Raw genomic sequence first — 19,058 nt, forward strand, 5'->3', positions numbered from 1 at the left:
ACTATCGAGGACGAAATGCGAATCTATAGGGCCAAACCTATAGCCTGGACCGATTCGTCGGTGGCACTTCTGAACGAGTACGGCGCCACACTGTGCACACCTGACCGCGAGGCGACACCGCTATTTACCCGAGGCGGGAACCGACCTGCTGGGCTTGCCCGCCGTTGATGACGACGAAGACTAGCCCACAAGCATAAGAAACAGGGGAGGGGACGCACCGGAATGCGTCCCCTCCCCTGAGCTGTAGTTAAACAGCAAAGGCACCCTGAATGGGTGCCTTATGTGTCAGGAGCGCTAAGTTCGGCCGGAGTCCTCCAGCTTGCCCCTTAGAGCCTTCATCCCTGGGCCCGTAGGCGGTAATCCGTCGTTTTATCCTGACAACCCCCACTATACGGAGGTTATACCCATCCCCGCAACTGTTTCAGTCATGCGCGGTCGGGGTCAGGTTCGGCGCACAAAAAAGGCACCCTTGCGGGTGCCTAGGTGCAAGGTCCGAGCTTCGACCAGAATCCACCAGTACACCCCGCTACGGCTCACCCGTTATACCTCATCGCCTTGCAGCAACTACGTCAGGGTTCTTGTGTTACCTTGCTAGTTCCAACTATACCTAAGCTCTGAAAACACCACCAGTAATTAGGTCATACCTTAAACCTGTCCTCCAGGCGTTCTCTCCACCCCACCAAACCCGCGCCTCCTGCCCCTCAATGTCACCCCTAGTAAAAACCCCCGTTAAAAACACAGTCGGGGCCGTCTCGCACGCAGGCTCGAAAAGTGCGAGAATGGAACGAAAAGAAAACTACGAAAGAAGATACTTTCATGCTTATTCTCGTTGTGAACGCCGGTTCTTCCTCCCTGAAGTACCAGGTGCGTGACACCTCCCTGCCCGAGGCAGAGCAGATGCTGACCTCCGGCCTCGTTGAAAACATCGGCACCGACGTGCCCAACCACGAGGTCGCATTCGACATCATGTCCGAGAAGCTTGAGCCCGTCCTGCACGGCCGCGAGCTGCAGGCAGTCGGCCACCGCGTGGTGCAGGGTGCAGAGAAGTTCACCCACCCCACCCTGCTGACTGAAGAAGTTGTCCAGCAGATCGACGACCTCTCCCCGCTGGCACCGCTGCACAACCCCGCACACGTTCAGGGTATGCGCGCAGCAATGCACAAGTGGCCCTCCCTGCCGCAGGTTGCTATCTTCGACACCGCGTTCCACTCCACCATGCCCGAAGAAGCATGGCGCTACGCAATCCCCTACGACCTGGCTGACAAGTACAGCATCCGCCGCTACGGCTTCCACGGCACCAGCCACGAGTACGTCTCCCACGTTGCAGCTGACATGCTCGGCATTGCACGCGACGAGTTCAACGGCATCGTTGCTCACCTCGGTAACGGTGCGTCCGTGACCGCTGTGAAGGGCGGCAAGTCCGTCGACACCTCCATGGGCTACACCCCGCTGGCTGGCCTGATCATGGGTACCCGCTCCGGCGACATTGACCCCTCGGCACTGACCACCATCCTGTCCCGTGAAGGCATTGACGGTGAACGCCTGGACACCATCCTCAACAAGGAGTCCGGCCTGCTCGCACTGGCTGGCTCCAACGACATGCGTAAGGTCGTCGAGTCTGCACAGTCCGGCGACGAGCGTGCACAGCTCGCACTGGACATGACCTCCTACCGCCTGATGAAGTACATTGGCGGCTACAACCTGGTTGTTGGCGGCGCGCAGGCACTGATCTTCACCGCAGGTATCGGTGAGAACTCCGGCGACTTCCGCAAGCTGGTCCTGGACCGCCTCGGCGCACTGGGCATCAAGTACAACGAGGAAGAGAACGCTAAGCGTTCCCCCGAGCCGCGCGTGATTTCCACCGAGGATTCCGCAATCAAGGTGCTGGTCATCCCCACCAACGAGGAGAAGGCTATCGCTGAGGCTACCGAGGAACTCGTCAAGAGCCTCTAAACCCCACGCACCCCGCCGTGTAGGCGGCTCAGCGTAAAGTTATCCGCCGTAGCGTCCCGTCCTGTATGGGTGCTGCGGCGGATTACTTATGCCCGCAAGGCGGTACGCCCCTGCACTGTGTGTCCCTGAGTCTCTGCACTGCGCGCCCCGGCGCTGTGTATTCCGATGCGGTGTATTCCGGCGCTGTGCATTTCGATGCTGTGGCGTACTGTAGCGTCGCGAATGGGCATTCTATGAGAAAAAGCGCATTCACATTCACTAGTAAGTGCCCAAAAACGATAGAGTGGAATCAGATAACACTCGATACGAAGCGGACGAGACATGACTCAACCCCCTGAAAACCACCAGCAGCCCGGCGGGCAGTTCAACGCCCAGCCCGGCCAGCAGGCATTCCGTGCCCCCGGTGAGCCCCTCCCGCAGGACCTCTCCGCCGGCTGGCTCCCCGAAGACGAGCGCCAGAAGCCGGTCAGCCCCCTGCCCCAGCCGAAGCTCTTCGCCTACCAGTCGATGCTGCCGCCGAAGGTGCTGCACGCGCTGCGTCACCCCTCCGAAATTCCGTGGCTGGTCGCCGCCTACGCCGTCACCGCGGTCGGCTACATTGTGCTGTTCATGGCGCTGGCTGACCTGTTCAGCTCGATGATGCGTTACGTCTTCAGCTCAACCGGTGAAGGCTCGGTTCGAGTACCTTCCGGCAGCACCTCCGCAAGCCTGGAAGACCTGATTTTCCAGACGGTTGGTCTGCTCATCCTGGGCCCGATTGCCATCTTCATTGTTCGTGCAATCTACTACGCACAGCAGCGTGTTCGCGGTGTGCGCATCACCCCGACCCAGTTCCCTGAGGCGTACCAGATGCTCGCCGAAGCAGCGGAGGCGGCAGGCCTGCGCCGCGTGCCGGATGCGTACGTCATCCTCGGTAACGGCACCATGAACGCTTTCGCGGCAGGTCACGGCTTCCGCCGCTACATCTGCCTGTACTCTGACCTGTTCGAGATCGGCGGTAAGTCCCGTGATCCGCAGGCGCTGCGCTTCATCATTGGCCACGAGGTGGGCCACATCGCCGCAGGTCACGTCGGTTATTTCCGTCTGATTTTCACCACGCTGTTCAACCAGATTCCGGTGCTGTCGAGTGCGCTGTCCCGCTCGCAGGAATACACCGCCGACAACTTCGGCTACCGCTTCTGCCCCGAGGGCGCTGAGGGCGCTATCAAGGTGCTTGCGGCAGGTAAGTACCTGAACAAGCAGGTCAACTTCGATGAGCTTGCCGACCGTGCCGTCACCGACCGCGGCCTTGCCGTCTGGTACGTGAACCTCCTGGCAAGCCACCCGGTTCTCACCTGGCGTGCGCACGCGCTGCGTGACCGCACCCAGCCCGGCCGCCTGTTCTGGCGCCCGACTGAGAACCCGGTCAAGGACACCGCACTGCGCGTTCCCGTCCTGATCCCGGCGGCGGAGCCGGTGCACATGTGGCCCGACCCGATTCAGTCCACCGAGTTCATGCGTGAACACCAGGACACCTGGGCTGACCACACCCTGGAAACTGTGGACGTGTACTCCAAGCCTGAGAACGCCCCCAAGTTCGACGCGAACTCTACGCTGTTCGCTGGCTGGCTCACCGAGCAGGCTCGCGCCTTCCACGGCCAGCGTTGGGATGCGTACGCTGCCGCCGGTGGCGTGCCGGCACCGGGTGCTCCCGGTGGCCCGCAGATGCCCGCACCGGGTCAGCCTGCACCCAATCAGCCTGCCTACGGTCAGCAGCCCGGTTTCGGTCAGCCCGCCGCAGGTCAGAACAGTGCAACCCAGAACGGTGCAGGCCAGCCCGCACCTGAGCAGCCCTCTAATGGCCAGCCTTCCAGCGGTCAGTCTTCTAATGGTCAGTCTGCTCCCGAGCAGTACGGTTACGGCCAGTACGGTAGCGGCTCCTCTGAGGGTGGCTCGTACGGTTATGGCTTCGACGGCGATAAGAAGTAGCCAGTAGCCGCCCGGGTGCGCTCTAAGCGCCTCATCTGAGCCGCATAGCTCAATAACCTTCACGAACCCGTCGGGGTGCCTAAGCGCTCCGGCGGGTTCGGTTGTTAACCGCCTCCTCACAGGCTCGTAGCCGGTTGCTACAGCCGCCCGTAACCTTCAGCCACCCCGCCCTGCAGCTGAGATGCACCCGGCAACCCGGCAGGTTCACACAGGCGCAGGCATAGAATGGACAGCATGCTTTCATCACTTCGCTCCATCAAACTCGACCCGCTGCTGACCATGCTCATTAGCGCGGTCATCCTCGCAATTATTGTGCCGGCGCGCGGCGACTTCGCCGACTGGTTCAGCACCGGAACGAAGTTCGCGGTCGCCCTGCTGTTCTACCTGTACGGCGCTCGCCTCTCCACCGCGGAGGCTATTCGCGGCCTGACCCACTGGCGTCTGCACCTGATGATTCTCAGCTGCACGTTCGTGCTGTTCCCGCTGGTCGGTTTGGCGCTTTCACCGCTGCGTTTTGTGCTCGGTGATGGGCTGTACATGGGCATTCTGTTCTTGACCTTTGTGCCCTCGACCGTGCAGGCGTCGATTGCGTTCACCTCGATTGCGGGCGGTAACGTGGCGGCGGCGATTGTGAGCGCTTCGCTCTCTTCGATTGTGGGCGTGGTGGCGACCCCGCTGCTCGCCATGATGCTGATGAACACGGGCCATATTGAGTTCTCTGGAACGGTCTTCCTGGACATCGCCATTCAGCTGTTTTTGCCGTTTGTGCTCGGTCAGCTGACGCGCCGCTGGGTGGGGGAGTTCGCCAAGAAGCCGACGACCAAGTGGCTGGATAAGTTCTCGGTCATGATGATTGTGTATTCGGCGTTTTCCGCCTCGGTGGTGCAGGGCGTGTGGACGCGCGTGGCGTGGTGGCAGATTGTGCTGCTGGTTGTGCTCATGGCGATTATTGTGGTGTTCATGCTGTGGCTGACTGACCAGCTGGCTAAGCGTCTGGGCTTCAACCGTGCCGACCGCATTACGATTCAGTTCTGCGGTTCGAAGAAGTCGCTGGCGGCTGGCCTACCGATGGCGATCATTATTTTTGGTGCGGGCTCGCTGGGTCTGATGATGCTGCCGATCATGATTTTCCATCAGGTTCAGTTGATGATTTGTACCTGGCTTGCGGGCCGCTATGCGCGCCTGGATGTGGTGGGTGCCGCCTCCGCGAAGGAAGTTCAGTAGGGGGTTTGAAACCTGCCTGCCGGGCCGCCCGGCGGGTGCTATTGGGGGCCTCTGAGTCTGTGAGATAAGCCTCTGATGAGGGGTTTTAATGGGTTCTTTGGGTCTGGATGACCTGTCTATGAAGTGATATAGCGCGCATTCATCGAAAAACTCTCTGACTAGTGAATATGCGTGCAAAATGTGGCATTAGTACTGGTCAGTTGGTTTTCTGTGGGTTATCTGCACTCTATTGCACCAAAGTGACCAGCGAGACAATCAACACTATCGGGTGTTGAGCGGCGAAAAATCCCCGATTTTGCCCTAGAATGTTTTGTCGATGGGTTAGACAGATTTGCATCCTGTATGCAAGAATTTATGACTCACATATGGGAACGGTTGAGATTCACTCCCTCACACCGCCCATGAGCATTGATGCAGCGGATTCACTCCCCGCCCGCATCCCACACCGGAAGAGCCTCACTCACTCAACCGGCAGGAAGCTCAAACCATTTATTCACTCAAACACAACTGGATACACTCAGCTTAATGACGCGCTTAGATTCCATCTATGCGCTAATCGCTGTCTGTATCCGCCAAGAAAGAGGACACTCCATGGCTACCATCATGAGCGTGAACGTATGCGATTCCAAGTACAACGCTGACCCCACCGGCGTACGAGACTCCACTAGTGCTATCCAGAAGGCTATCGATGATGTTGCTGCGCAGGGCGGCGGCTCCGTGGAGATTCCCGGCGGTATGTACCGCGTCTCCTACCCCTTCATCGAAATGAAGCACCGCGTCGAGATTTTCGGCCACGGTCAGGCAACCCGAATCGTCGCTTTCACCGACAAGGGTATTCCCTCCACCAAGAACGGTAGCTACGAATGCACCGGCGTTTTCCACACCGGTAGCTACACCACCCCCATGAGCGGTGGCACCAACCAGAACAAGCCCATGCGTATGGGCGTGCGTGACCTGTTCATCCGCACCAACAAATACAACCTGCCGCTGGATTCTAAGAGCAACCAGATTTTCCTGGAGAAGCACACCCAGCCCGTCGACAACGTTGCAGGCGTCATCTTCCACACCCGCATTGCGGACGCTAACCCCGGTGAGCCGGACGCAGTTCCCACCCTGTCCAACATCGAAATCTGGGACACCGCCATTGGCGTTGCGATCCTGGGCCTGGACGACCAGGGCATGAAGATTGACAAGCTGCGCATCCGCCAGACCCTGCGCCAGGGCCTGCTGGTCGGCAAGCCTGTCGGCCACCCGCTGCGCCCCCGCGAGGGTGACACCCCCGGCGCGGCAGATAACAAGTTCTCCATGATTGACGTCTCTGACGCAAACATGAGCTTCGGCACCTACGCGGGTATCGAGATTTACACTTCTCAGTCCAAGTTCGAGGCGTCCACCAGCTGGTTCAACAAGCGCAACCAGGGTAAGAACGCCCTGTACGAGGTGAAGACCCGCCACGTGGGTGCAGGCTGGTTCATTCAGGGCACCCGCAACATGTTCATTGGCTGCACCGCCCAGGAGAACGCCGGTCACGGCTGGCTCGTGGAGTGGGGTAACAACCAGTTCATTGGCTGCCTGGGTGAGTCTTCGAGCTTCCAGGACGCTGTTACCGGCGCTGCCCGAGGTGACGAGGCGGCGAACTGGTACATTGGCCGTAACGCACGCGGTAGCCGTTTTGTGGCTGCCCGCTCGCACAACCCTTACAGCTGGGCGAAGGCTTCCCTGTACGGTTTCTACATTGAGAACAACATTCGCGATATGCACATCACTACCGCTTCCGCGAAGGATGACCGTATTGGCGAGAACAACATGATCGGCCGCCGTGTTCACGTGACCGGTGCTATGGGCGATAACGTGCTCATCGAGGTGGATCATATTCGCCACGCGACCTTCGCGCCGAAGCAGCTGGAGAAGCGCGGCAACGGCGTGTTCATGGGCTAACCCTCACGGGTTGAGCTCTGCGAGCTGAGGCTCGTGACCACAAAGTCTTAAAACGCATACGTCTGAGGGGCGGGGAGTAATCCCCGCCCCTCGGCGTTTAACCCGCCCACAAAACAGCCGAAAAACCTTAGAAAAACAGGGCAGGGGAGCAGGCATCACAGTGCCCGGTCGTCGCCTCCACACGCCCAATGCGGTACCCTTGAGCAGGAGGCAGGTCTGCCGGTGCACAGACCCGCACACGCCAAAACACCCGCAGAAATGCGCCCAACACACCGCACCACGCAAACTCAACACTGCACCCACGCAGCACCGTATTCACCGCATACAGCCGTATTCACTCAATTCACTCACCACGCCGCCTTCAGCACCGAACGCGGTACCCATCGAAAGAATTGAGCCCCTCATGCCCGATACGCCCATGAGCATCAACGCCATCAACTACGGCGCAGACCCCACCGGTGCCAAAGACTCCACCGCAGCCATCCAGAAAGCCGTCGACGCTGTCGCCGCACGCGGCGGCGGATCCGTAGAACTGCCCCGCGGCATCTACCGCGTCTCCTACCCCTTCATCGACATCAAGCACCGCGTCGAAATCTTCGGCTACGGCTCCTCAACCGTCGTCATCGCGCACTCCGACCGCGCCATCCCCACCACCACCAACGGCCACATCGAATACACCGGCGTGTTCCACGTCGGCAGCTACACCACCCCCGTCTACGGCAACTACAACGCCAACAAGCCCATGCGCATGGGCGTACGCAACCTGCACATCCGCACCAACGCCGCAAACACCCCCATCAGCAGCTACCCGCTCGATGCGCACACCGCCCCGCTGAATAACGTCGCCGGCGTCATCTTCCACACCCACCTGACCGGCGACATGCTCAACGAACCGGACATCGTGCCCGTTATCGCCGGTGTGGAAGTCTGGGACACCGCCATCGGCGTTGCCGTGCTCGGCCTGGACGACCAGGGCATGAAAATTGACGACGTGACCATCCGCCGCACCCTCAACCAGGGCCTGCTGCTCGGCAAGCCCGCCGGTCACCCCCGCCGCCCCAACGAAGGCCAGAACTCCGGCGCGGCAGACAACAAGCTGCGCGGCGTAGACGTTGCCGAAGCGAACCTCAGCGGCGGCTCCTACGCCGGTATCGAGGTGTACGCGGCGCAGGCTAAGTTCGAGAACTGCTCCAGCAACAGCAACCACCGCACCAGCAATAAGTACGCCCTCTACGAGCCCGCCACCCGCCACGCCGGCGCAGGCTGGATTGTGCAGGGTGAACGCAACATGTTCATCGGCTGCACCGCACGCTCCAACGCGGGTCACGGCTGGATCGTTGAGTGGGCGCACAACGTCTTCATCGGATGCGAAGCGGAAGGCTCCAGCTGGGCTGGCACCGTCAGCGGTGCCGCAGGCGCCGACGAGGCCGCCAACTGGTACATCAGCCGTAACGCGCGCGGTACCCGCATGGTCGCGCCCGTCTCCTACAACCCGCCGGAGAAGCCCGCCTCCCTGTACGGCTTCTACATTGAAAACAAGATTTACGACCTGCGCATCACTGAAGGTACCGCCAAGGACGACCGCATCGGCGATGGTAATATGCTCGGCCGCCGCGTGTACATCACCGGCGAGATTGGCGCGAACGTGGTCATTGAGGTTGAGGAGCTGCGCCACTCCACCTCGCCCGCCGGTCAGCTCACCAAGGAAGCCTATAACGTGATGCGCGGCTAGCAGAGGCTAGTAGACACGCCCGAACCGGTTCGGGACTTTCCTGTGAATCGTGAGGGAGGCGCGTGTGCCCTAGTGGGCGCGTTATACCGCTATATATCAGCTAAAAATCAAAGCAGCTGCGAATGGAATACATACCATTCGCAGCTGCTTTGTCGTTTAGAACAATGTTTAATTTTTAGTTGATAAAAGTCTCAATTAAATATTGAATAAAATATTAATATGTACTTTAAACTTTCTATGGCGGTGTAAAACAGTCCATTCACTGTGCACCGCCATAGCCATGCGACAGCATGCGGAACACGCACATCATTGGTACACACCAAAACCGCATATTGCCGCACGTCAGCCCCTATTCATTGCCGCTTCTCACTATTCCTCAACGCACTCCTTTCCCCTTCTCTTGTTCGCTCCATTTGGCGACCCCGCAGTTGACCCAAAAATCGGTTCCTTCCGGCCGGTTCCCAACCACAATTACATAAGGAAAAATCCATGCTTCCGGTAATCTCTCGAGCGCTCACACCCGCTCCCCGCGCACGCCGCACTTTCGCCCTCACTCTCGCACTCGTTCTCGGTGCCGTACCCGTCACCTCCGCGGTGAGCGCACAGCCTGCCGCCCACGCTGCAGAACCCGCAGTGAACCTGCAGCTCGTCATCAAGACAGAGCAGCCCAAGGACGATCCCAGCTACGTAGAATGCGTCGCCAACTTCCTTGGCACCATGAGTGCCACCCCCGGCGTGTGGGCGGTCTGCCACGGCTACCTCGACAGCGAAGAATACACCGTCACTCGCCGCCACAGCACCGCAACCGTCACCCGCGGCCAGCTGGTGCGCATGCTCTACCGCATGGCGGGATCGCCGACCGTCAAGAACCTGCCCAAGACCTCCCCCTACAAGGATGTGGCAACCACCGACCCGGACTACCCCGCCTACATCTGGGCGGCGGACGCGGGCATCACCTCCGGCTGGGATGACGGGCTCTTCCACCCGGACGACTACGCCACCCGCCACACCCTCGCCGCGTTCCTCTATCGCGCCGCAGGTAGCCCCGACGGTGCCGCACGCCTGCGCCAGATCCGCCGTCCGCTACGTGCCGAAGTCAAGAAGACTGAACAGTTCAAGACCGAAAACCGCTGGGCAGCCCGCACCCTGGGTGCATACCCTGAGGTTGACCGCAATGGCGATGGTGTAGCAGACGTGGTGGACCCCGCCAGCCCCCTGTACTTCTCTGACGCCCTGTACATGCTCAAGGCGTACGGCGATAAGGGCCTGAAGGTTGTGGGCACTCCCGCCGTTGACTAGGAGTAATACCGACTAGATTCAGTGCTAACTAGATTCAGCGCTGACTAGCGTATATATTCACCGCCCGCCGGTGCTACCCAATGGGTTGCGCAGGCGGGCGGTGCTCTGTTCCGGGTGCTGTGCTGTTCTGGCAGGTTGCGAGCGCCCGTGCCCGCCGCGCCATCGCCTCCGTGCAATGAAGGGCGCCTGCTCTGCACCCGCTAAGCTAGAAGGCATGAAGATTGCCACCTGGAACATCAACTCAATCCGCGCCCGTGAGAACCGCGTCGAAGACTGGCTCGACGAACACGACGTTGACGTGCTCGCCCTGCAAGAAACCAAAACCAAGGACGAAACCTTCCCCTTCGACCTCTTCGAATTCATGGGTTACGAGGTTGCGCACTTCGGCCTGAATCAGTGGAATGGCGTGGCAATCGCCTCCCGAGTTGGCCTCGAAGATGTGCAGCGCGGCTTCGATAATCAGCCGCACTTCGGTAAGACCGGCGAGCCCGAGGTGCTGGAGGCGCGCGCGATCGGTGCGACCTGCGGCGGCGTGCGCGTCTGGAGCCTCTACGTGCCCAACGGCCGCGGCCTGACCGACCCGCATATGGACTACAAGCTCCGCTGGATGGAGGCGCTGCGTCAGAACGTGCACAACGAACTGGCTGCTAACCCGCAGTCGCAGCTCGCCCTGGTCGGTGACTGGAACGTCGCCCCCGAAGACGCCGACGTGTGGGATATTGACTACTTCCTGCGCAACGAAATGACTCACGTTTCCGCACCCGAACGCCGCGCCTTCGCCGCCCTACTCGAAGAGGGCATGGTGGACGTAGTGCGCCCGCACACTCCGGGCGAGTACACCTACTGGGACTACCAGGCGGGCCGCTTCACCAAGGATGAGGGTATGCGCATTGACTTCCAGCTGTTCTCGCCCGCGCTTGCCGCACGCGTGGAACGTGCCTGGATCGATAAGGTGGAACGCGCCGGTGAAGGCGCAAGCGACCACACGCCGGTCGTGGTTGAGATTGCCGACTAATCCGAGCGCATAGCGTGCCGTAGAACCGCGTGTAGTAAGGAGGCGGGGGAGGGATCCCTCGCCTCCTTACTGTGTCTGCCGGTGCTTCTGTCTCTGGGCTTCTGCCAATATTTCAAGGTTTTCTGTGTGGCTTAGTTGAAAAGTTCGGCTAGCCGAACTATTATTAAATTCCGCCCGGGACGACAGGCAAAAGCGCATTATGATGCCTGCGCAGACACACCGTGTCCCTAGCGTCCCGGCGCGGCAAATTCCACACATCAACCACATACTCAAACCCGTGACTTCCAATGAAGGATGCCTCATGAACGCTTTCACCCCCGCAGGTAGCAACGCACGCCGCCTCGTCCAGGCGCTCTGCGCCGCCCTCGCACTCACCCTGCTACTCGTGCTCACCGGCTGCGGTAGCACCTCCAGCACCACCGAAGGCGCTAAGAGCAGCAGCGGTAAGAAGACCGTGCTCACCACCTTCACCGTGCTCGCAGACATCGCCCGCAACGTGGCAGGCGACGACCTGAACGTCGAATCCCTCACCAAGCCCGGTGCAGAGATCCACGAGTACGAGCCCACCCCCTCCGACCTGAAGAAGGCGCACGCCGCCGACCTGGTGCTCGACAACGGCCTGAACCTCGAATCCTGGTTCGCGAAGTTCGTTGAAGAATCCCACGCTAAGCACGTGACCGTCTCCGAGGGGGTCACGCCCATCTCCATTACCGAGGACGCCTACGCGGGCAAGCCCAACCCCCACGCCTGGATGAGCCCCAGCAACGTGCAAAAGTACGTGGACGTGATGATTCGCGAATTTAGCGCCCTCGACCCGGGCCACGCCGCCGACTACAAGACCCGCGGTGAAGCCTACAAGAAGCAGCTGCAGGGCGTGCGTGACGAGCTCGTCAAGGAAATCTCCACCCTGCCCGAGAACCAGCGCGCACTGGTCACCTGCGAAGGTGCCTTCTCCTACCTGGCGGCAGACGCGGGCCTGAAGGAAAAGTACATTTGGGCGGTCAACTCCGAACAGCAGGCGACCCCCTCGCAGATTTCCTCCGCGATCGACTACGTGCGCGAGAACCAGGTGCCCGCCGTGTTCTGCGAATCCACCGTCTCTGACAACCCGATGCGCCAGGTCGCAGACGCCACCGGCGCACGATTCGGCGGCGTGCTCTACGTAGACTCGCTCTCCGAGGCGAACGGCCCCGTGCCCACCTACCTGGACATGATTCGCTACGACGCACGCACCATCGTTGCGGGCCTCAAGGGCAACTCCTAAACTCGGCATAAAGCCCGAATAAACCCGGGCTAAACCAGGGTCAAACCCGGCATCGAAAACCCCGGGTAAACCCCAAACCCCCGATAGGATAGGAGGGGCGGTCGCCTTCATGGCTCCGCTCCTCCCACGCCGTTAACACTCGCTCACACAAGCAACTCATCAACACACCGAAGAAACCCCGAAAGAGCCACCGAATGTCACTTCTCAGCTGCGAAAATGTGCACGTGAACTACGGGCCAGTCCGCGCCCTCACCGGCGCATCCTTCACCCTGGACACCGGGCGTATCTGCGGCCTGATCGGTATGAACGGCTCCGGCAAATCCACCCTCTTCAAAGCCATCATGGGGGTCGTGCCCATGCACGCCGGCAGCATCACCCTCGACGGGCAGCCCGTCGGCGGTAACCGTGGCAGCCGCGGCAAGAACGCGCACCACCACCGCGCCGGACTCGTCAGCTACGTGCCGCAGAGCGAAGAAATCGACTGGACCTTCCCCATCTCCGTGCGTGAGGTCGTCAGCATGGGCCGTTACCGCAACCTCGGCATCACCCGCCGCCTGCGTGCCGCAGACCGTGCCGCCGTGGATGAGGCGCTCGCCCGCGTGGAACTGACCGACCTTGCCGACCGTCAGATTGGGGCGCTTTCGGGCGGTCAGCGTAAGCGCGCCTTCGTGGCACGCGCTATCGCTCAGGGCGCCCAGCTGCTGCTGCTGGATGAGCCTTTCGCCGGCGTGGACAAGCGCAGCGAAGCGATGCTCATTCAGGTCATCGAACAGTTGCGTGACGAGGGCGCGACCGTGCTGGTTTCCACGCACGACTTGGCGAGCCTGCGCCAGTTCGCCGACGAGGCACTACTGCTACGCGGCGATATTCTGATGCACGACACCCCCGAGAAGGTGCTCGCCCCCGAGAACCTGGTGCGTGCCTTCGGCATGGAAGTGGACGCCGGCGCGCCGACTGCCGCCTCCAGCGCTACTACCTCTGGCACTACTACGATCAGCTCTGCGGAAGGGAAGAACTAAATGGACATCCTCAACTTTCTGGTGGAGCCGCTGACCCTGCCCTTCATGCTCCGCGCATTCGTGGTCACCGTCATCGCCGCCGCCGTCTGCGCCCTGCTCTCTTGCTGGCTCGTGCTGCTCGGCTGGTCGCTCATGGGCGATGCGATCTCGCACGCGGTGCTGCCCGGCGTGGTGCTCGCCTACATTTTTGGTGCGCCCTTCGCGGTGGGTGCGGTCATTGCCGCGCTCGTGGCGGTGGCGCTCATCGGCGGGGTGCGGCGTAGCGGACGCGTGCGCGAGGATGCCGCGATCGGCATCGTGTTTACGACCTTGTTCGCGTTCGGTCTGGTGCTGATTTCGGTTACGCCGTCGAATACCGACCTGAACCATATTCTCTTCGGTAACGTGCTGGGTGTGTCCTGGTCGGACGTCTGGCAGGTCGCTATCCTCGCGGTGGTGGTTGCCGCCGTGCTGCTGGTCAAGCGCCGCGACTTTGTGCTGTACGCCTTCGACCCGGGCTTCGCGCAGGCGGTGGGGTTGCGTCCGCGTCTGCTCGGCGCGCTGCTGCTCATTATGCTGGCGCTGACTTCCGTGGTGGCGCTGCAGATCGTGGGTGTGGTGCTGGTCGTGGCGATGCTCGTCATCCCCGGCTCCACCGCGCGCCTGATAACTGACCGGTTCGTGCCGATGCTCGCGGTGAGCGTGGGAGTCTCCCTGGTGGGCACGCTGACCGGCTTGTACGCCAGCTACTACGCGGACGTATCCCCCGGTGGTGCCGTGGTCGTCACGCAGGGCATACTGTTCGCCCTGGCGTACGTGTTCGCCCCGCGCTACGGTCTGCTGGGCAGGATGCGCGCCCGCCGACTCAGCACTGATGCAACGAAAACTGAGCCGGTAGCTTCCTAAGAAAGCTCACCCTGTGAAAGCTCCCTTTGGGAAAGCTTACTGAGTACACTCACCACAGACAGCAATAGGCGGAAAGTCCCACCGAGGGGCTTTCCGCCTATTGCTATCTTTTGAAGGTTAGGGGCGCGTACCCGCCCGGATTGCCGGGCTAGAAGTCCGCCTCTACCGCCCTGTATCTAGCGCCCTGTATCTAGCGCACCGTGCGGGAGACGAACAGGAAGGCGGTCGCCTCCGCCCCCAACGGAATAATGGTGCCGCCGGGCTTTACCGCACCGGCCGCATCCGTCTCGTGCAGGTTACCGGAACCGGCACCGACCACGCTCACGTTTACCGCCTCCGAGAAGGGCGCACCTTCCTCAATGTGCAGGCGCACGCCGGGCACAAAACCGTGGCCCTGCAGGTAACGCAGCAGGTGCGGGTCGTCATCGTTAATGCGTTCAAGCACGACTGTTTCGCCGGGTTCGCACTGGCTCAGCGGCACGGTCTGCGGAAAACTAATATGCCCCGAAGAATCCGGGATCGGGTCGCCGTGCGGGTCGCGGGTCGGGTGCCCCAGCAGGGTGTCGATGCGGTCCACCATGAAGTCGGATACCGCGTGCTCCAGAACCTCCGCCTCGTCGTGCACACGGTCCCAGGTGTAGCCGAGGGTTTCCACGAGGAACGTCTCAATGAGGCGGTGGCGGCGGATCATTGCCAGCGCGTAGGAGCGGCCGGTTTCAGTGAGCTCAATAGCGCCGTACGGCTGATGCTCGATCAGATCGGCGGCGGCGAGGCGCTTGAGGCCGTCAGATACCGAAGAAATGCGCAGGCCCATGCGTTCTGCCAGGGCGGATGCGGTGGCAGGGGTTTTGGTCCATTCTTCGAGGCTCCAGATTTCCTTGAGGTAGTTCTGGGTGCTGACGGAAAGTTCTGAAAGAGGCATAAAGATAAGTCTACCTTTTCTCTGGTTTTGCCCGTCGAGCTGCAGGGTATTCAGCGCGGGTTTAAAAAGCGTCCCGCCCGGATAGTTCACCCCTGGCAGGGGGCGACCATCACGGGCGGGATCAGGTGTTCGGTTCCGCGCTGGCAGGTACGAAAGGCTGGTAGGCACTATAGGTGGGCAAGCGCGAAAGAATGAGGGATGCGCGGCGGCGGTTAGGTGGCGCGGCGGCGCGAACGGTCAATACGGGTCAGCAGCTCGATGAGGGCACCGCGTGCCGCCTGCTCCTCATGCCAGAGGGAGCGGACGAGGGTGCGGCTGACCGCCTGGGTGGTGATGCCGAGCGCGGTTGCGGCGGCCTTCTGCTGGCCGCGTACGCCGGGTACGAGCAGGTTGACCACGCGCCATTCGGCGTCGGTGCGGTCGGCGCATACGCGGTAGAGCAGGCGTGCGGAGCCTGCGGCGAGGTCGGCGAGGTGGCGGTTGTCGGCGCTGACGCTGATGCAGCGTACGGGTGCGCCTCCTTGTGCTTCTTCGACGGCGAGGCGTGAGAATTCGAGGGCGTCGCCGGTGCAGTCGGTGGTGCTGACGGCGCCGAGTGCGCCTGCGAATCGGGGGATGTTGAGCTCGCCGATTCCGATGCCGACCCAGAAGCCGTTATCGCGCGCGGCAATGAGCGCCGCGTGGAGTGCGTCGCTGGCGCGGTCGAAGGCACCCTGAATTTCGTCAGGGTATGTCTGGGCGAAGGCAACACGCGGGTTGAGCTTTGCGAGTTCGTCCGACAGTGCAGTGAGTGAGTGCTGTGCGGAACGTTGAATAAAGGTTAGAACGAACACCTTCCTATTATGCCGTAAAACCTTCAACAAGCGGCGTAAGGTTCGCCGTAATGCCGGCAACATTTAAACCCCTAAAAATGCGCATTGATAAGGGGAATTATCGTGAGTATGCACTGTGTGCAGAAATCCTCGAAAGGACGTAGAACACCCCCGAAAGGAAAATAATTTTCATGCAAGTGCACGTTGAATTATTCGCTTTCGGGGGCGTTGAGTGGAGTTGATAGATGGGGCTACCGCGGAACTACTGTGCGTTCGTTACCTGCGAGATATGCGGCAGCTGACGCAGCGGCTTCTGGAATACCATCACCACCAGCGACAGGAAAATGAACACCGCGTAGAACAGTGCCGTGTACGTAATACCCCAATCAACAATGAGGAAGCCTGCCAGCAGAACAGCCAGCGGGGTGAGCGCCATGTTCGGGATGCCCTGCACCGAGTGCACGCGACCGATCATGTGCTCCGGGGTGGATGCGTTAATGTACGCAATGATGCTCGAATTGAAGGAGGGGAGCACAATACCCGCCAGCACAATCAGCAGGCACACCGCCCACAGCATCGAATGAACCACCGGCAGCAACAGGTAGCAGGCCGACATGATGGCCAGGGAGGTGATACCGAGCGGGCCGAGCGCAAACTTCTCGGTCAGCGGGCCGACCAGGAACGAACCGAGCAGCACGCCCACGCCGAAGGCGCTCGCAAAGATTCCGATGAAGAGCGGGTGTGCGCCCTCCAGGGTGTAGTAGTAGATGAAGGTGAGCGGAATGCCGACCGTTCCAAAGTTAGCAAGTGTTGAAACGAACGCAATGGACACCAGCACCTTGTTTTTCAGGATGTACTCGAAACCGGCTTTTGAATCCTGCCAGAAGCTGGTTTTCTCGCCCTCCTCCTCTTCCGCGGGCTGTCGACTAGCGCCGTAGCTCTTGGGCGCGACGATGAATGCCAGCAGGTTGATGATTGCGTGAACTGCGGTCATGAGCACGGTCGAGAAGCCGATAATGATGCCGGCGACCGGGCCGCCCAGCAGGTTAGCGGTGGACTCGCGTGTCTCGCCCATACCGGAGGCGTACCCCAGATGTTCCTTGGGGACTACGCGGGTGATGATGGACTGCTCGCTCGGGTAGTCGAAGGTGGAAATGATGGCGGCGAGAGAAATCGTGATCACCAAAACGTAAATGTTGGTGACGTTGAAAACGAGGTAGAGAAGAATCGCTATCCAGGACAGTGACTGACCGATACAGGACAGCGCCAGGCACTTTGAGGGGCCGATTCTGTCGACCCACGTTCCAGATACTGCTCCGGCGCAGGTGGCGAGAACACCCGCGACGAAGAGGGTGATGCTCGCAGCTTCGGGGGAGCCGGTCAGCGCCAAAATAATGATGGGCGTGGTGATATAGCTCATCGAGTCTGAGAGCTGGTTGGCTCCAATGGCGAAGAGAGTATTTCGAAAATCTCTATTCTTGAGTAGCTCGGTGTTGACACTCATGGGGGACCTCCACTGTGTATGAATTACTGTAATCGAACATATTTTGATGTATTGCTTTACCTAAACTTTGTGGCTTAAGTTTGGCAAGATACCTAATTCCTTCATATGCGGCAAGTGATCCAGATATAAGGACTATAGGAGATATTGCAGCATTTATCTCTGGGACTTTATCTGTATGAGCTTCCTCGTAACCTAGACGAGTCATATTTCGTAGATTACTTTCACGGATGCATCTATAGCATCCTGTAACCTTTGGGTCATAGATGCAACAATTAATTATTGGGCCATTGTAGCTTGCATCAATCCATGGCTTACCAGATTTTAATGAAGCATCAGAGAACCAAAATGGTATATCGTCTGGACTGTCAGCGCAACGGTACACTAGGTCATATTCATTAAAATATTTAATGAGGTCATCAGAGGAAGTAATTTTCTTATCTTCGGATGTAATAAGAATTTCTGAATTTATTTTTTGGAGATTTTTCATGGCAGCCGTTGATTTTTTGAGCCCAAGGTCTTTTTCTGTGTATAGAATTTGCCTATTGAGATTCGACTCTTCAACATTGTCAAAATCAACTATGTGTATTTGAGATACTCCTGAAGAGGCTAAGTTCATGGCCACGGATCCACCAATTCCTCCAAGACCTACAATTGCAATCTTCGAGGAGGACAGAATATTTTGCACCCGAAAAGGGTCGCTACTTCCTGAAGTGTCAATCCAAGAAAAGAATTCACGACTTCTTGAGTACCTATTAGATTTTGTAGATGATTTAAGGTAGGATCCATCTTCTATGTGACCCATCGTTATGAGTGATTCTATAATTTTCTTTGAATTTTTAGGAGTTAATCCTAAAATTTCTGATGTCTTTATAACTACCTCATCTATCGTGTATTCTCCTGTTAAAATCTCATTCAGGTTCTTAAAATTTCCCGAGGGGTCATGAATTGTGTTTGATATGCCTTGTGTTATAGATCCAATAATGAATCTATTGTTTTTAATTTTTATAATTGAGTGACCAAATCGAAGCTTTGGGTACATTTTTCCATCTTTCTATCTGTTGGATGTTTGTATGCGTAGAGGGGCTCGAGTAACTGAGATTACCGAGCCCCTCTGGAGGTGGTTATTTACTGTCCGCCTACACGATGTGCCGGAGGACGGGTACCACCATGAGCCCTCTTGAGCTCATCTTCGGATGAGGTAATCAAATCCTGAATATCGAGTTCCATTGGTGTTCCTTTCGACAGATAGTCATCTATGGCTATCGAATCTTGGTTGAGCGAGTCAGCTCAACCCCCAACATCTGTTGGTGTCTTAAATCATAGTGGAGATATGGGTCATATGCATGAACTCATGTTGAAAAACTTTCCTCATTTTGAGTATTGACATTAGGGTTAGGATGACTACAATTCAGTCTTGGTGCTTCCGCCCAACCGAACCCTGAAATAACCCGATTGAACCCGGTTGCGGGCGCACCAAAGACGCCCCCGCAACGCAGCAGGCGGGGGAGCGTAGAAGAGCACAG

General features: G+C 59.1%; 14 protein-coding genes. 10 read left to right on the forward strand and 4 right to left on the reverse strand.

The annotated features are described in order from the left end of the window. Nucleotides 1-816 precede the first annotated feature (816 nt). From O3675_RS06285 to O3675_RS06330, 10 genes are all read left to right on the forward strand, one after another. Nucleotides 817-1,953, forward strand: coding sequence for an acetate kinase (locus tag O3675_RS06285; RefSeq protein WP_314362120.1), 1,137 nt, complete (start codon nt 817-819; stop codon nt 1,951-1,953). A gap of 321 nt (nt 1,954-2,274) precedes the next feature. Beyond that, nucleotides 2,275-3,921: a M48 family metalloprotease gene (locus O3675_RS06290; protein ID WP_371571584.1), complete on the forward strand. Its 1,647-nt coding sequence runs from the start codon at nt 2,275-2,277 to the stop codon at nt 3,919-3,921. Nucleotides 3,922-4,146: 225 nt separating this feature from the next. Next, entirely contained in the window at nt 4,147-5,145 is a 999-nt protein-coding gene (locus O3675_RS06295; RefSeq protein WP_371571585.1) for a bile acid:sodium symporter family protein, read from the forward strand. Nucleotides 5,146-5,736: 591 nt separating this feature from the next. Further along, a complete protein-coding gene (locus O3675_RS06300; protein WP_049346245.1) occupies nt 5,737-7,083 on the forward strand; it encodes a glycosyl hydrolase family 28-related protein in 1,347 nt (448 codons plus the stop codon). Nucleotides 7,084-7,486: 403 nt separating this feature from the next. Then, nucleotides 7,487-8,815: a glycosyl hydrolase family 28-related protein gene (locus tag O3675_RS06305; protein ID WP_049352717.1), complete on the forward strand. Its 1,329-nt coding sequence runs from the start codon at nt 7,487-7,489 to the stop codon at nt 8,813-8,815. A gap of 489 nt (nt 8,816-9,304) precedes the next feature. Then, a complete protein-coding gene (locus O3675_RS06310; protein WP_049349878.1) occupies nt 9,305-10,114 on the forward strand; it encodes an S-layer homology domain-containing protein in 810 nt (269 codons plus the stop codon). A 214-nt stretch (nt 10,115-10,328) separates the two neighbouring features. After that, nucleotides 10,329-11,129: an exodeoxyribonuclease III gene (locus O3675_RS06315; protein ID WP_371571588.1), complete on the forward strand. Its 801-nt coding sequence runs from the start codon at nt 10,329-10,331 to the stop codon at nt 11,127-11,129. Nucleotides 11,130-11,430: 301 nt separating this feature from the next. Next, on the forward strand, nt 11,431-12,393 hold the full coding sequence (locus O3675_RS06320; protein ID WP_049349880.1) for a metal ABC transporter substrate-binding protein: 963 nt from the start codon (nt 11,431-11,433) through the stop codon (nt 12,391-12,393). 194 nt (nt 12,394-12,587) lie between these two features. Beyond that, nucleotides 12,588-13,412, forward strand: coding sequence for a metal ABC transporter ATP-binding protein (locus O3675_RS06325; RefSeq protein WP_049349881.1), 825 nt, complete (start codon nt 12,588-12,590; stop codon nt 13,410-13,412). Further along, nucleotides 13,413-14,297 (forward strand): metal ABC transporter permease, encoded by an 885-nt coding sequence (locus tag O3675_RS06330; RefSeq protein WP_371571590.1) that lies wholly within the window; start codon nt 13,413-13,415, stop codon nt 14,295-14,297. 190 nt (nt 14,298-14,487) lie between these two features. Here the strand turns inward: O3675_RS06330 and O3675_RS06335 are convergent, their stop codons facing one another. The 4 genes from O3675_RS06335 to O3675_RS06350 form a co-directional block, all read right to left on the reverse strand. Further along, nucleotides 14,488-15,219, reverse strand: a complete 732-nt coding sequence (locus O3675_RS06335; protein ID WP_049349883.1) for a metal-dependent transcriptional regulator — start codon at nt 15,217-15,219, stop codon at nt 14,488-14,490. A gap of 212 nt (nt 15,220-15,431) precedes the next feature. Next, nucleotides 15,432-16,052: a hypothetical protein gene (locus O3675_RS06340; protein WP_005507641.1), complete on the reverse strand. Its 621-nt coding sequence runs from the start codon at nt 16,050-16,052 to the stop codon at nt 15,432-15,434. Between the two features lie 241 nt (nt 16,053-16,293). Beyond that, on the reverse strand, nt 16,294-17,535 hold the full coding sequence (locus O3675_RS06345; protein WP_005504318.1) for an MFS transporter: 1,242 nt from the start codon (nt 17,533-17,535) through the stop codon (nt 16,294-16,296). Next, on the reverse strand, nt 17,504-18,574 hold the full coding sequence (locus O3675_RS06350) for a ThiF family adenylyltransferase (RefSeq protein ID WP_080975574.1): 1,071 nt from the start codon (nt 18,572-18,574) through the stop codon (nt 17,504-17,506). The genes O3675_RS06345 and O3675_RS06350 overlap by 32 nt, the downstream gene beginning before the upstream one ends. Between the last annotated feature and the right edge of the window lie 484 nt (nt 18,575-19,058).

It is taken from the genome of Rothia sp. 27098_8_27, assembly GCF_041432805.1.
Classification (GTDB): domain Bacteria; phylum Actinomycetota; class Actinomycetes; order Actinomycetales; family Micrococcaceae; genus Rothia; species Rothia mucilaginosa.

Excerpts from the sequence above, each read along its gene's own strand:
- O3675_RS06335 (WP_049349883.1), bottom strand. The coding sequence starts at position 15,219 with ATGCCTCTTTCAGAACTTTCCGTCAGCACCCAGAACTACCTCAAGGAA.
- O3675_RS06330 (WP_371571590.1), top strand. The coding sequence starts at position 13,413 with ATGGACATCCTCAACTTTCTGGTGGAGCCGCTGACCCTGCCCTTCATG.
- O3675_RS06285 (WP_314362120.1), top strand. The coding sequence starts at position 817 with ATGCTTATTCTCGTTGTGAACGCCGGTTCTTCCTCCCTGAAGTACCAG.
- O3675_RS06295 (WP_371571585.1), top strand. The coding sequence starts at position 4,147 with ATGGACAGCATGCTTTCATCACTTCGCTCCATCAAACTCGACCCGCTG.
- O3675_RS06290 (WP_371571584.1), top strand. The coding sequence starts at position 2,275 with ATGACTCAACCCCCTGAAAACCACCAGCAGCCCGGCGGGCAGTTCAAC.
- O3675_RS06315 (WP_371571588.1), top strand. The coding sequence starts at position 10,329 with ATGAAGATTGCCACCTGGAACATCAACTCAATCCGCGCCCGTGAGAAC.
- O3675_RS06320 (WP_049349880.1), top strand. The coding sequence starts at position 11,431 with ATGAACGCTTTCACCCCCGCAGGTAGCAACGCACGCCGCCTCGTCCAG.
- O3675_RS06310 (WP_049349878.1), top strand. The coding sequence starts at position 9,305 with ATGCTTCCGGTAATCTCTCGAGCGCTCACACCCGCTCCCCGCGCACGC.
- O3675_RS06305 (WP_049352717.1), top strand. The coding sequence starts at position 7,487 with ATGCCCGATACGCCCATGAGCATCAACGCCATCAACTACGGCGCAGAC.
- O3675_RS06300 (WP_049346245.1), top strand. The coding sequence starts at position 5,737 with ATGGCTACCATCATGAGCGTGAACGTATGCGATTCCAAGTACAACGCT.
- O3675_RS06325 (WP_049349881.1), top strand. The coding sequence starts at position 12,588 with ATGTCACTTCTCAGCTGCGAAAATGTGCACGTGAACTACGGGCCAGTC.
- O3675_RS06350 (WP_080975574.1), bottom strand. The coding sequence starts at position 18,574 with ATGTACCCAAAGCTTCGATTTGGTCACTCAATTATAAAAATTAAAAAC.
- O3675_RS06345 (WP_005504318.1), bottom strand. The coding sequence starts at position 17,535 with ATGAGTGTCAACACCGAGCTACTCAAGAATAGAGATTTTCGAAATACT.